The sequence below is a fragment of the Streptomyces sp. NBC_01198 genome, assembly GCF_036010485.1.
GTDB lineage: Bacteria > Actinomycetota > Actinomycetes > Streptomycetales > Streptomycetaceae > Actinacidiphila.
On record NZ_CP108568.1, the window covers coordinates 3,201,093 to 3,213,649 of the forward strand.

11 protein-coding genes and 2 tRNA genes are annotated in these 12,557 nt (G+C 73.3%); 4 read left to right on the plus strand and 9 right to left on the minus strand.

What is annotated here, in order from left to right; translation table 11 throughout:
• Nucleotides 1-255 precede the first annotated feature (255 nt).
• Both OG702_RS14240 and OG702_RS14245 read left to right on the plus strand, forming a co-directional pair.
• A complete protein-coding gene (locus tag OG702_RS14240) occupies nt 256-1,494 on the plus strand; it encodes a pyridoxal phosphate-dependent aminotransferase (RefSeq protein WP_327289246.1) in 1,239 nt (412 codons plus the stop codon).
• 143 nt (nt 1,495-1,637) lie between these two features.
• Entirely contained in the window at nt 1,638-2,672 is a 1,035-nt protein-coding gene (locus OG702_RS14245) for an adenosine deaminase (RefSeq protein ID WP_327289247.1), read from the plus strand.
• A gap of 205 nt (nt 2,673-2,877) precedes the next feature.
• Here the strand turns inward: OG702_RS14245 and OG702_RS14250 are convergent, their stop codons facing one another.
• The 9 genes from OG702_RS14250 to OG702_RS14290 all read right to left on the minus strand — a co-directional run bounded on the left by OG702_RS14250 (nt 2,878) and on the right by OG702_RS14290 (nt 10,108).
• Entirely contained in the window at nt 2,878-4,683 is a 1,806-nt protein-coding gene (locus OG702_RS14250) for a helix-turn-helix domain-containing protein (RefSeq protein WP_327289248.1), read from the minus strand.
• Nucleotides 4,684-4,762: 79 nt separating this feature from the next.
• Nucleotides 4,763-5,803, minus strand: coding sequence for a UDP-N-acetylmuramate dehydrogenase (locus tag OG702_RS14255; protein ID WP_327289249.1), 1,041 nt, complete (start codon nt 5,801-5,803; stop codon nt 4,763-4,765).
• A gap of 593 nt (nt 5,804-6,396) precedes the next feature.
• A complete protein-coding gene (locus OG702_RS14260; RefSeq protein ID WP_327289250.1) occupies nt 6,397-7,854 on the minus strand; it encodes a DHA2 family efflux MFS transporter permease subunit in 1,458 nt (485 codons plus the stop codon).
• Between the two features lie 106 nt (nt 7,855-7,960).
• Complete coding sequence (locus OG702_RS14265) at nt 7,961-8,515, minus strand: TetR/AcrR family transcriptional regulator (RefSeq protein ID WP_327289251.1); 555 nt, start codon at nt 8,513-8,515, stop codon at nt 7,961-7,963.
• A 104-nt stretch (nt 8,516-8,619) separates the two neighbouring features.
• Entirely contained in the window at nt 8,620-9,048 is a 429-nt protein-coding gene (locus tag OG702_RS14270; protein ID WP_327289252.1) for a MaoC family dehydratase, read from the minus strand.
• A complete protein-coding gene (locus tag OG702_RS14275) occupies nt 9,045-9,515 on the minus strand; it encodes a MaoC family dehydratase N-terminal domain-containing protein (protein WP_327289253.1) in 471 nt (156 codons plus the stop codon). The genes OG702_RS14270 and OG702_RS14275 overlap by 4 nt, the downstream gene beginning before the upstream one ends.
• 153 nt (nt 9,516-9,668) lie before the next feature.
• Nucleotides 9,669-9,833 (minus strand): 50S ribosomal protein L33, encoded by a 165-nt coding sequence (gene rpmG / locus OG702_RS14280; protein ID WP_004571794.1) that lies wholly within the window; start codon nt 9,831-9,833, stop codon nt 9,669-9,671.
• 83 nt (nt 9,834-9,916) lie between these two features.
• Nucleotides 9,917-9,989 (minus strand) — tRNA-Met (locus OG702_RS14285).
• A gap of 46 nt (nt 9,990-10,035) precedes the next feature.
• Nucleotides 10,036-10,108, minus strand: a tRNA-Thr gene (locus OG702_RS14290).
• A gap of 343 nt (nt 10,109-10,451) precedes the next feature.
• On the opposite strand from OG702_RS14290, the gene OG702_RS14295 reads away from it, so the two are divergent.
• Together OG702_RS14295 and OG702_RS14300 are read left to right on the plus strand one after the other, a co-directional pair.
• Entirely contained in the window at nt 10,452-11,708 is a 1,257-nt protein-coding gene (locus tag OG702_RS14295; RefSeq protein WP_327289254.1) for an amidohydrolase family protein, read from the plus strand.
• 176 nt (nt 11,709-11,884) lie between these two features.
• Nucleotides 11,885-12,541, plus strand: coding sequence for an NAD(P)H-binding protein (locus OG702_RS14300; RefSeq protein WP_327289255.1), 657 nt, complete (start codon nt 11,885-11,887; stop codon nt 12,539-12,541).
• Nucleotides 12,542-12,557: the final 16 nt, after the last annotated feature.

A 12,557-nucleotide genomic window follows, 5' to 3' on the forward strand; every position in this document is an offset into this window, starting at 1 on the left:
CGCAGGCGACATCGCCGGGAGGGCCATCGACGGTTGAGTGTACGTGCTCTGACGCTCCCCGTCGAACGCCTTGCACCTGAGTTGCCTCCGAAGACGTTCCTGCCGCGCGCTGTTGGCGCCCGACCAGCAGCCGACCAGCACCCGACCAGCCCTCCGTCGGCACCCCGCCGGCTTCAAACCCCGCCGTGGCGCCGAACTCCCGTACGGCGTCAAACCCCGGTGCCGTGCGGCCCCGCGGTCTGGGACCATGCAGGCATGACCGCAGCCACTCCCTCTGTACCACCTGCAAGCGACCGGCGGGTGTCGGCCCGTATCGGCTCGATCTCCGAGTCCGCCACCCTCGCCGTGGACGCCAAGGCCAAGGCCCTCAAGGCCGCCGGGCGCCCGGTGATCGGCTTCGGCGCCGGCGAGCCCGACTTCCCGACGCCCGACTACATCGTCGACGCCGCCGTCGAGGCCTGCCGCAACCCGAAGTACCACCGCTACACCCCGGCCGGCGGGCTGCCGGAGCTCAAGGCGGCCATCGCCGCCAAGACGCTCCGCGACTCGGGCTACGAGGTAGACGCCTCGCAGGTGCTGGTCACCAACGGCGGCAAGCAGGCCATCTACGAGGCCTTCGCCGCGGTGCTCGACCCGGGCGACGAGGTCATCGTGCCCGCTCCGTACTGGACCACCTACCCGGAGTCGATCAGGCTCGCGGGCGGCGTCCCGGTCGAGGTGGTCGCCGACGAGACCACCGGCTACCGCGTCTCGGTCGAGCAGCTGGAGGCGGCCCGCACCGAGCGGACGAAGGTGCTGCTCTTCGTCTCGCCCTCCAACCCCACCGGCGCCGTCTACAGCCGGGAGGACACCGAGGCCGTCGGCCGCTGGGCCGTCGAGCACGGGCTGTGGGTGCTCACCGACGAGATCTACGAGCACCTGGTCTACGGCGACGCCACCTTCAGCTCGCTGCCCGCGCTCGTCCCCGAGCTGCGCGACCGGTGCATCGTCGTCAACGGGGTGGCCAAGACCTACGCCATGACCGGCTGGCGGGTCGGCTGGATCGTCGGCCCCAAGGACGTCGTCAAGGCCGCGACCAACCTGCAGTCGCACGCCACCTCGAACGTCAACAACGTGGCCCAGGCCGCCGCGCTGGCCGCCGTCACCGGCGACCTGGAGGCGGTCGCCGAGATGCGCGCCGCCTTCGACCGCCGCCGCCAGACCATCGTGCGGATGCTCAACGAGATCGACGGTGTGATCTGCCCGACACCCGAGGGCGCCTTCTACGCCTACCCGTCGGTGAAGGCGCTGCTCGGCAAGGAGATCCGCGGCAGGCGCCCGGCCGACTCCGTGGAGCTGGCCGCCCTCATCCTCGACGAGGCCGAGGTCGCGGTCGTCCCCGGCGAGGCCTTCGGCACCCCCGGCTACCTGCGGCTCAGCTACGCGCTGGGTGACGAGGACCTGGTCGAGGGCGTCTCGCGGCTGCAGAAGCTGCTGGGCGAGGCCACGGACTGACCTCGCGATCCGCGCGGCACTCGGCCCCGCGTCCGCCGGCTCGGCCGGCCGGCCCGGGTGTTCACGCCGATTACGCATTCGGGCAAGCCCCCGTTCGGAGAAAGTGGTTCCGGGCGGGGGCTCGCGTATAGCAGGATCTTGGAATGGCACGCGAAGTACGTACGGGGCCGGGCCGGGACATCCGGCGCCTTCCCAAAGCACACCTGCATCTGCACTTCACCGGCTCCATGCGGCCGTCCACCCTCATGGAACTGGCCGACAAGCACGGCGTCCACCTGCCGGAAGCCCTCACCTCGGGCGAGCCCCCGAAGCTGCGGGCCACCGACGAACGCGGCTGGTTCCGCTTCCAGCGGCTCTACGACGCCGCCCGCTCGTGCCTGCGCACCGCGGACGACATCCACCGGCTGGTGCGCGAGGCCGCGCAGGAGGACGCCGCGGACGGCTCCGGCTGGCTGGAGATCCAGGTCGACCCGACCTCGTACGCCCCCCGGCTCGGCGGGCTCATCCCCACCCTGGAGATCATCCTCGACGCCGTCCACACCGCCTCCCGCGACACCGGCGTCGGCATGGCCGTGGTGGTCGCCGCCAACCGCATGAAGCACCCGCTGGACGCCCGCACGCTGGCCAGGCTCGCGGTCCGCTACGCCGACCAGGGCGTCGTCGGCTTCGGCCTGTCCAACGACGAACGCCGGGGCCTGGCCAGGGACTTCGACCGCGCCTTCGCCATCGCCCGGGAGGGCGGCCTGCTCGCCGCCCCGCACGGCGGCGAACTCGCGGGCCCGGCCAGCGTCCGCGACTGCCTCGACGACCTGCACGCGCAGCGCATCGGGCACGGCGTACGCGCCGCCGAGGACCCGCACCTGGTCCGCCGGCTCGCCGACTCCGGCGTCACCTGCGAGGTCTGCCCGGCGTCCAACGTCGCCCTGGGCGTCTACGACAAGCCCGAGGACGTACCGCTGCGGCTCCTCCACGACGCCGGCGTCCCGATGGCCCTGGGCGCCGACGACCCGCTGCTCTTCGGCTCCCGCCTCGCCGCCCAGTACGAACTCGCCCGCGACGTCCACAACTTCACCGACCAGGAGCTGGCCGAACTGGCCCGGCAGTCGGTCCGCGCCTCCCGGGCGCCGGACGACGTACGCGCACGGATGCTCAGCGGTATCGACGACTGGGCCGAGTGACGCCGCAAGCCCCGGGCCTCGCCCGCCCCCCGTCGGCCGGGCGAGACCTCCGCACATCAAGCAACCACGCCCGGCCCCTCCCCCGCACCTGCTCCCCTGCACACCCCGGCCCTCGCGCCCACTCCCCCTGCACACCCGGCCGCGGGCGCGGGAGGCACGCGGCGCGGTACCGCCCACCCCCTCAGCGGGCAGAGAAGGCGCGCCCTCATTCCAGGCTGAGCGCCTGACCTATGTGCGCCGCCAGCGCGAGATCGTGCACCCCGCACAGGCCGTTGGCCGACTCCGCCGGGTGCGAGACCAGCGGCTGCCGCACCTGCCCCTCCGCCCGGCGCAGCCGGGCCGCCACCGTCTTGGGGTGCACCCCGAGACGGAGCGCGGCCCCCGGCGTCCGCAGACCCGACTCGATCCACGCGATCACCGTCGGCACCAGCTCCTTGTCGAGCCTGCCGAGATACTCCGCGGCCCACCGCCGCACCCCTGCGTCCGCCAGCAGCTCTTCCAGCCGCGGCGCGGCACCGTGCGCGGGTCCGTGCGCGGGCCCGAGCCCGCGCGCCAGCTCCTCGATCCGCAGCGCCAGATCCAGCCGGATCCGGTCGGCCAGCCGGCCCAGGTCGAGCCCGAGCACCGCACCCACCGTCTCCGCCCGCTGCCGCACCGTGTTGCGGTGGAAGCCCGCCAGCCGCGCCGCGCCGATCGGGCCGTAGGCCAGCCACAGCCGCATCCCGTCGAGCCATTCCGCCCGGCGCCCCGGCGGCCAGTCCTCCAGCGGGGCCAGCACCCCGGCCGCCCACCGCCGCGCCCCCTCCGCGGGCAGCAGCCGTACGAGCTCGATGTCCGGCGTGAAGACCGCGTAGCGGTCGGGGCTGGAGGTCGCCGCCGCCAGCGCCCTGGTCGCCTCGCCGTGCGCGACGGCGACCCCGTCGAGCGGCACCACCCGGCTCGCGCCCAGCCTGAAGCCCTCCCGCCGGGTCACCAGCCCGCGCAGCAGCTCCTCGGTGGGCGCGTCGGGCGTCGCCACGATGATCACCTGGCGCTCGTCGACCGGGCATCCGACGACGAGCCCCGCGTCCCCCAGGTGGTAGTGGCACGCCGACACCAGCGTCTCGCGGTACGCGGCCCGGCCGCCGATCACGTACACCCGCGCCTCGTCGGCCGTGAGCACCCCGGGGCTCATCGCCAGCGGGTGCGCGGCCCGCCTGGCGGCCAGCACCTGGCCCGCCATCAGCATCTGCAGCACCGAGCTCCGTATCGGCGCCCGCTCGCCGTCCGCGGCGGCCCGCATCCGCAGCCACCCGGACAGCAGCGCCTCCGCCCTGCTCACCGCCTCGGTCACCGGCTGCGGCCAGCCGGCCGTACGCGCCCGGGCCACCGCCAGCACGTCGTACGGCGGCACCGGGCCGAGCGCGTACAGCCGTACGTTCCACTCCCCCACGTCCACGGCCGCCGCCTGCGTCGTGCCCTCGGCCAGCGCCGCGACCCGTTCGGCCGGCAGCGTCAGGCCGCCGGCGAGCGCGGGCGGCGGGCGGTGCGGTGCCAGCAGGACGGCCTGGCCGCCGGCCATCCGCGCCAGCCAGCGCAACACCCCGGCCGCGGTGCTGGGCGCCGACGACAGCTGCTTCGCGCACTCCAGCAGCTCCTGCAGGCGGCGGGCGCCCGCCGCCGCCTGGTCGGCGAGGAGCTGGGCGAGCCGCGGCACCGTACAGCTCTCCGGGTCCGCCAGCACCACCGGCAGCCGGTGCCGTCCGGCCGCCTCGACCAACCCCGGCGGGGCCGGTTCGCGCACCGCGAGCGCCGCGGCCCCCGCCAGCGCGAGGGCGCGGATGTCCGCCTCCCCCAGCGACGGCGTCGTCACCACGGCCAGCACGTCGCGCCAGCCGCGCTCGCGGGACGGGACGCTCGACGGGTCCGCCGGCCAGACACCCGCGACCGGCCGGTCGCCCTCGCCCGCCACCTGGCCGGTGCGGCGGAGCCGGTCGGGCGCCGAGCTGATCAGCGTGTCGAGGGTGAGCACGGGGTCTTCCGTCTGAGGCCGGGGAGTCGTCGCGCCGAGTACATCAGGAAAACCCCGGCGACAAGCTCCGGATTCACCCTCAGAGCCGCACGCCGACCATCACCGGCTCGTTGACCAGCGTCACTCCGAAGGCCGCCTCGACGCCGTCGCGGACCTCGCGGGCCAGAGCCAGCAGGTCCTCGGTGGTGGCGGCGCCCCGGTTGGTCAGCGCGAGCGTGTGCTTGCCGGAGATCCGGGCCGGGCCCGTGCCGTAGCCCTTGGTGAAGCCTGCCTTGTCGATCAGCCAGGCCGCGGACGTCTTCGTCCGCTCGCCGTCCGCCTCGAACGCCGGCGGTGCCACGTCGGGACCCAGGCGGTCGTGGACGCGGGCCAGGAAGGCGGTGAACTCGTCGGCGGTCAGCACGGGGTTGGTGAAGAAGGAGCCGGCCGACCAGGTGTCGTGGTCGGCCTCGTCCAGCACCATGCCCTTGCTCGCGCGCAGCCCCAGCACCGTCGCGCTGGCCTTCTCCAGCGGCACCCGCTCGCCGGCCTCGACGCCGAGGGCGCGGGCGGTCTCGGCGTATTTGAGCGGCGCGGACAGGCCCCCGGCGTCCTCCAGGGCGAAGCGGACGCGCAGGACGACGTAGCGGGCCGGGTCCTCCTTGAAGCGGCTGCTGCGGTAGGAGAAGGCGCAGGCCTCGTTGGGGAGGGTGACCGTCTCGGCGGTCCGCCGGTCGTAGGCGACGACGTCGGTGATGGTGCTGGAGACCTCCTGGCCGTAGGCGCCGACGTTCTGGATCGGGGTGGCGCCGGCGGAGCCGGGGATGCCGGCCAGGCACTCGATGCCGGCCAGGCCGGCGCGGACGGTCGCGGCGACGGCGTCGCTCCAGGGCTCGCCGGCGGCGAGTTCGAGGGTGGTGCCGTGCAGGGTGACGCCCTGGGTGACGATGCGGACGGCGGTGCCGTCGAAGCCCTTGTCGGCGATGAGGAGGTTGCTGCCGCCGCCGATGAGGAGGACGGGCTCGCCGCGGGAGTCGGCGGCGCGGACGGCGGCGACGATCTCGTCGTCCGTGCGGGCTGTGACCAGGCGGGTGGCGGGGCCGCCGAGGCGGAAGGTGGTGTACGGGGCGAGAGGGTGCACGGGGCCAGCTTATTCGGGGGCCGGGGGGCGGGGGCTCCGGTGGAGGGGGGCGAAATTAGCATATTTACGGCGCGGCACCCTCCTGCGTCAACGGCACCCACTTCCCAGCGCCACAAATATACGAACAATTTCACCCCCCTCCCCCTCCACCCCCACCCCCCTCCGTCAGGGCGCCCCATCCTGCCTGTCGCCTGTCGGTGTCTCCATCCCGCCTGTCCCCTGTCGGTGGGGCCGTCCTGCCTGTCCCCTGCCGGTGTCTCCATCCCGCCTGTCGCCTGCCGGTGTCTTCCCGCCCGTCCCCTGCCGGTGTCTCCATCCCGCCTGTCGCCTGGCGGTGGGGCCGTCCTGCCCGTCGCCTGGCGGTGGGGCCGTCCTGCCTGTCCCGTGCCGGTGGGGCGGTCCTGCCTGCCGCCCTGGGTCCACGGGCCTGTTATCCGCCGATGGTGGTGCAGGCCCACGGGGAAACCGTTCGCCGAACAACTACCTGCACGGGTGATGCGGGTGGGAAACACCCCGCGCCGCAGGCGCGGGCGAGGAAAAGGGGCGGGCGGGCGGGGGAAGAACCCCGGCCACCCGCCCCGGAGGGGCGAGGTTCAGGCCACCGGCTGGAGGGACGGCGCGTCCGTCGTGGCCTGGTCGGCGGGCCGACCGCCGGACCGCCGGCCCGGCAGGAGAAGGGCGACCGCAAGGGCGACGGCGAGCACCGCCGCCCCGACCCACAGCGCCGGGGTCAGCCCGGAGACGAACTGCGAGCCGGATCCGTAACCGCCCTGCGCCGCGAAGATGGAGCCGAGGACGGCGATCCCGAGCGCCCCACCCACCTCGCGCAGCGCGTTGTTCGCCCCGGAGGCGATCCCCTGCTCGGCGGGGACGACGCTGGACATGACCAGGCTGGTCGCGGGAGCGATGAAGAGTGCCATGCCGGCCCCGGAGATGATGAGCGCGGGCAGCTGCGCGGCGTAGGAGACGTCGGGCGAGAGGATCATCGCGAACCAGCCCAACCCGATGGCCTGGAGGGCGAGCCCGGCGGCGACCACGGGCCGGCCGCCGATGCGGTCGGAGAGGAAGCCGGCGATCGGCGCGACGATCATCGGCATGCCCGTCCAGGGCAGCATGCGCAGCCCCGCCTGGGTCGGGGTGTAGCCGAGCACGGTCTGCAGGAACTGGCTGAGCAGGAAGATCGAGCCGAACATCCCGGCGAACATCAGCGCGCTGGAGACGTTGATGGCGGTGAAGGCCCGGCCGCGGAAGAGCCGCATCGGGAGTATCGGGTTGCGGGCGGTCATGCCGTGCCGGACGAAGGCCATGACGAGGATGGCGCCGCCGATCAGCCCGCCGAGGACGCGGGCGCTGGTCCAGCCGTGGGAGGTCGCGTTGACCAGGGCGAAGACGATCCCGAAGAGCCCGAGGCTGATCAGTGCGGTGCCGCGACCGTCGATGCGGGCGTTGGGCGCGGTGGACTCGGCGAGCCGGAGGCGGGCGAGGGGGATCAATGCCAGGCCGAGCGGGACGTTCAGCCAGAAGATCCACTGCCAGGAGATGTGCTCGGTGAGGCTGCCGCCGATGAGCGGGCCGGACGCGACGGCCAGGCCGTTGACCGCGCCCCAGATGCCGAAGGCGGCACCGCGGCGTTCCGGCGGCACGGCCGCGCTGAGCAGGGTGAGGGTGAGCGGCATCATGATGGCCGCGCCGACGCCCTGGACGGCCCGGAAGGCGATGAGTTCGTTGATGCCGGGCGCGAGGGCCGCGGCCGCGGAGGCCCCGGTGAAGATCGACAGCCCGGTGATGAAGAGCTTGCGCCGCCCGAAGCGGTCGCCGAGCGAGGCGCCGAACATCAGGAGCACGGCGAAGGTGAGCGTGTAGGCGTTCACCGTCCATTCCAGGTCGCTCAGCGCGCCGCCGAGGTCCTTCCTGATGGACGGCAACGCGGTGGTGACGACGAGGTTGTCCAGGGCCGCCATGAATCCGGCGACGCTGGTGATCACCAGCGCCCAGGCGGCGGTGGCAGGCCTGCGACCCGCGGTGGCCTTGTCTGCGGTGGTCTTGTCCATTGCCAAGCTCTCCTTACTCCCCTGTCGGGTACCTTCGGGTTAGTTATTGATGACTAACTTCTCCGGGCAAAAAAACGGCCGGCCACCAGGAACGGCCGGCACTCGTTCACTCCGGCCGGCCGGCTTCGTAGAAGCCCTCCCAGATCCGGTGGCCTGCGGGGAAACCCAGCGACACCAGGGTGTTGACGAGCATCCCGTAGGCCAGGAAGGTCGTGGTCTCGTTGACGTCCGCACCCAGCTCGACGTGGATGGAGTCCCACAGCTCCTGCCAGGTCGCCCGCACCGCCGCACCGAAGGCGTCGTCCCCGGCCGCCTGCGCGGCGGCCACGGCGACGTACGTCTGCATCTGCATCAGCAGCCGCTCGGGGTCGTCGTGGATCATCCGCTGATACGCGGCCGCCATCGCCTTGAGCTTCTCGTCCTGCGCCACACCGGCGGCGGCCTCGGTGAAGAGCTCGCGGGTGCCGTCGATGCAGTACACCGCCGCGGCGAGGAACATCGCCTGCTTGTTCGGGAAGAGCCGGAAGAGATACGGCTGCGAGACACCCACCCGGCGGGCGATCGCCTCGGTGGACGTCCCCTCGTACCCCCCGTGGGCGAACTCGCTCATCGCCGCACGGACGACGCTCTCGCGTCTCTCGTCTGCGCTCATCCTGACCATGGGCAGTAAGTTAGTGGCCAATCACTACCTTGTCAACCGCGCAGGTGGGAAGCGGTAAGGACCGCCCACAGGGGTGCGCGGTCCTTACCGGTGGCGGTGACCGCTCAGGCGAGCCGGACCACCGCGCGGGACATCCCGAGCACCTTCTGGCCGGCGGACATCGCGACCAGGTCCACGCGGACCTGGTTGTCCTCCAGCTTGGCCGCGACCTTGGCGGTGACCTCGACCAGGGCGCCCTCGTCGTCGTTCGGCACCACGACCGGCTTGGTGAAGCGCACGCCGTAGTCGACGACCGCACCCGGGTCGCCGGCCCAGTCGGTGACCACCCGGGCCGCGGACGCCATGGTGAACATGCCGTGCGCGATCACGTCGGGCAGCCCGACCGCGCGGGCGAACTTCTCGTTCCAGTGGATCGGGTTGAAGTCGCCGGACGCGCCCGCGTACTGCACCAGCGTCGCCCGGGTGACCGGGAAGCTCTGCGCGGGCAGCTCGGTGCCGACCTCGACCTCGTCGTACGCCACGGTCGCCGTCATCGCGCGTCTCCGTCCTGCGCCGGGTCGGCCGCGCGGGCCACCAGCTTGGTCCAGGCGGTCACCACGTGCTCGCCCGACTCGTCGTTGACCTCGCCGCGGATGTCGAGGATGTCGTTGCCGGCCAGCGACTTGACCGTCTCGATCGTGGAGGTGACCGTGAGCCGGTCGCCGGCCCGCACGGGGCGCGTATAGGCGAACTTCTGGTCGCCGTGCACCACCCGGCTGTAATCGAGTCCGAGTTCGGGATCGGAGATCACGATCCCCGCCGCCTTGTAGGTGATCGCGAACGCGAAAGTCGGCGGCGCGATCACATCGGGGTGGCCGAGGGCCTTCGCCGCCTCCGGATCCCTGTATGCCGGATTCGGATCGCCGATCGCCTCGGCGAACTCGCGGATCTTCTCCCGGCCCACCTCGTAGGCAGGGGTGGGCGGATAACTCCGCCCGACGAAGGACTGGTCCAGAGCCATCGGCACCTCGGATGTGCGGCGGGTGGGAAAGTGACATCGGGTGATGATCACCCGGCACCGGACGGGAAAAGCACCGCGAGGCCGCCCCCAGTGTGCGACGGGGACGGCCTCGCGGTTACGGCCTGGTGCTGCTGCTGTTGTTGCGAAGGGGCGTCAGCGCGTCTCGCGGTGCGCGGTGTGCGCGTTGCAACGCGGGCAGTGCTTCTTCATCTCAAGGCGGTCCGGGTCGTTACGCCGGTTCTTCTTGGTGATGTAGTTCCGCTCCTTGCACTCCACGCAGGCCAGCGTGATCTTCGGGCGGACGTCGGTGGCGGCCACGTGAGTGCTCCTTGACGAACGGGTAGATGAACACAGAAAGAGTAGCCGATCGAGGGACCGATCCCGCAATCGGCTACGCAGAGTAGCGGCGACCGGACTTGAACCGGTGACACAGCGATTATGAGCCGCTTGCTCTACCGACTGAGCTACGCCGCTGCGACGAACCGAACCCCGCCGACAAGGCGGGGACCCGATCCATCAGAGCCCCAATACGGAATCGAACCGTAGACCTTCTCCTTACCATGGAGACGCTCTACCGACTGAGCTATTGGGGCGAGCGAGGAAGACATTACACGGTCCGCTGCGATACGTGAAATCCGTATCCGGCAGGGCACATCGGGCTCAGCGGACACCTCAGCGACCGGTACATCAGTACGACTAATGCACTCGTCCCGGGTGTCCTGCGGCCGCCTACCGGACCTGCGCGCGGCCGACCCCTAGGCTCGACCATGCGTGACCGTCCCGTGATTCCCGGGCCGTCCCGCCCCCCGTCACTCCCCCCTGAGCCCCGCCTTCCCGTTCCAGCCTTTCCCGCCCGCCAGCCCCACCCTCCACTGCCTCCACGCCCGTCCCGCTCCCGTCCCCGGGCGGGAGGCACCCCAGCACCGGAGGAGCGCGATGACCGACAGCCCGCGCGGCACCGCCGCCGAGACCGCCACGCTGCTGCTGTGCGGCGCCCGCCTCACCGACGGGCGGACCGTCGACGTCCGGCTGAGCGGACCGCGGATCGAGGCGGTCGGCACCGGGGGCAGCCTCACCGCGACGGGGGCCGCGAGCCGGCCGGGCGCCGGGGCGCGGATCGACCTGCGCGGCTATCTGCTGCTGCCCGCGCCCGCCGAGCCGCACGCGCACCTCGACCTCGCCCTGACCGCGGCCGCCGACGGGCCGCCGGCCGGCGACATCGCCGACGTCCAGCGCCGGGCCACCGAGGCCGCCCTGCTCCAGCTCGGCCACGGCGCGACGGCCGTACGCAGCCACGTACGGGTCGGCGACGTCCACGGGCTGCGCGCCCTCGAAGCGGTGCTCCAGGCCCGGCGGGCGCTGCGCGGCCTGGTCGACGTCCACGCCGTGGCCGTACCGCGGCTGCTGACCGGCGCCGCGGGCGCCGACGGGCTCGACGTGCTGCGGGACGCACTCAAGATGGGCGCCTCCGCGGTCGGCGGCTGCCCCGACCTGGACCCCGACCCCAGCGGGCACGCCGAGGCCGTCATCTCGCTCGCCGCCGAGTTCGGCGTTCCCGTCGACCTGCACACCGCCGCCGACGACCCCGCCCGGCTGTCCCGGCTCGCCGCCATGGCCGGCGGCCTGCGCCCCGGGGTCACCCTCGGCCCCTGCCACGGGCTCGGCACGTTGCCGCCGGACGCGGCGATCTACGCCGCGGAACGGCTCGCCGCCGCCGGGATCTCCGTCGTCACCCTCCCGCAGGGCGGCTGCGGCGGCCTGGAGTCGGTCCGCCGCGGGGCCGCGGGCCTGCACACCCCGGTACGCCTGCTGCGCCGCGCCGGGGTGCCGGTCGCGGCCGGCAGCGGCGCCCTCGCCGACCTCGCCAACCCGGTGGGCCGCGGCGACCCCCTGGAGGCCGCCTTCCTGCTCGCCTCCTACGGCGAGTGCGAGCCCCTGCGGTCCTACGAGCTGATCAGCACTCAGGCCCGTGCCGTCCTGGGCCTGCCCGAGGTGCGCGTCGAGGCCGGCTTCCCGGCCGAACTCCTCGCGGTACGCGGCGACACCATCGAGGGCGTCCTCGCCCTGGCCTACAGCCGCATCGTCATCCACAACGGCCGCGTCGTCTCCCGCACCAGCGCGGTCCGCGAATACTGCGACACCTCCGCCGACCCCGCCCTCGACCTGCCGCGCCAGGCGCACCGCGAGGCGTAGGCCGCGTCTGACAAATCCCGCCTGGGCCGCGGCGCCTGGTACGCCCGCTCTCCCGCTGCCTTCGGCGGGAGGTACGCCCAGCCTTGCCGGTCGTCGGCCCAGCCCGCGGGGCGGCGCCCTGTTCGGACGCGGCGCGCCCCCGCGCGCGCCCGGCCGTGACGACGTAACGTCGGAGCATGCGCACTGTCATTGCCGGCGGCCACGGCCAGATCGCCCTGCGCCTGGAGCGCCTCCTCTCCGCCCGGGGCGACTCGGTCGCGGGCCTGATCAGGAATCCGGCGCAGGCCGACGACCTACGCGGAGCCGGCGCGGAACCGGTCGTGCTCGACCTGGAGTCGGCGACCGTCGACGACGTCGCCGCCGTCCTGGCCGGCGCGGACGCGGCCGTCTTCGCCGCGGGTGCGGGCGCGGGCAGCGGTCCTGACCGCAAGCAGACCGTCGACCGCGACGCGGCCGTACTGCTCGCGGACGCCGCGGAACGGGCCGGCGTACGGCGCTATCTGATCGTCTCGTCCATGGGCGCGGACGCACATTCGACGTTCAAGGAGCCGGGCTTCGCCGCGTATCTGCGCGCCAAGGGCGCGGCCGACGACGCGATCCGGGCGCGTACGTCGCTGGACTGGACGGTCCTGCGCCCGGGCGGCCTGACGAACGACCCGGGTACCGGCCGGGTGCGGCTCTCGGCGGGCCACGTGGACCGCGGCAGCATCCCGCGTGACGATGTCGCCGCTGTGCTGGTCGCCCTGCTGGACGCCCCGGCGACCGCGGGCCTGACCCTGGAGCTGGTCTCCGGGGACACCGACATCGCCACCGCGGTCGCGCAACTCGCCTGACACCGCCGGTGGGCCG

Excerpts from the sequence above, each read along its gene's own strand:
- OG702_RS14240 (WP_327289246.1), top strand. The coding sequence starts at position 256 with ATGACCGCAGCCACTCCCTCTGTACCACCTGCAAGCGACCGGCGGGTG.
- OG702_RS14245 (WP_327289247.1), top strand. The coding sequence starts at position 1,638 with ATGGCACGCGAAGTACGTACGGGGCCGGGCCGGGACATCCGGCGCCTT.
- OG702_RS14260 (WP_327289250.1), bottom strand. The coding sequence starts at position 7,854 with ATGGACAAGACCACCGCAGACAAGGCCACCGCGGGTCGCAGGCCTGCC.
- OG702_RS14265 (WP_327289251.1), bottom strand. The coding sequence starts at position 8,515 with ATGGTCAGGATGAGCGCAGACGAGAGACGCGAGAGCGTCGTCCGTGCG.
- OG702_RS14270 (WP_327289252.1), bottom strand. The coding sequence starts at position 9,048 with ATGACGGCGACCGTGGCGTACGACGAGGTCGAGGTCGGCACCGAGCTG.
- OG702_RS14275 (WP_327289253.1), bottom strand. The coding sequence starts at position 9,515 with ATGGCTCTGGACCAGTCCTTCGTCGGGCGGAGTTATCCGCCCACCCCT.
- OG702_RS14295 (WP_327289254.1), top strand. The coding sequence starts at position 10,452 with ATGACCGACAGCCCGCGCGGCACCGCCGCCGAGACCGCCACGCTGCTG.
- OG702_RS14300 (WP_327289255.1), top strand. The coding sequence starts at position 11,885 with ATGCGCACTGTCATTGCCGGCGGCCACGGCCAGATCGCCCTGCGCCTG.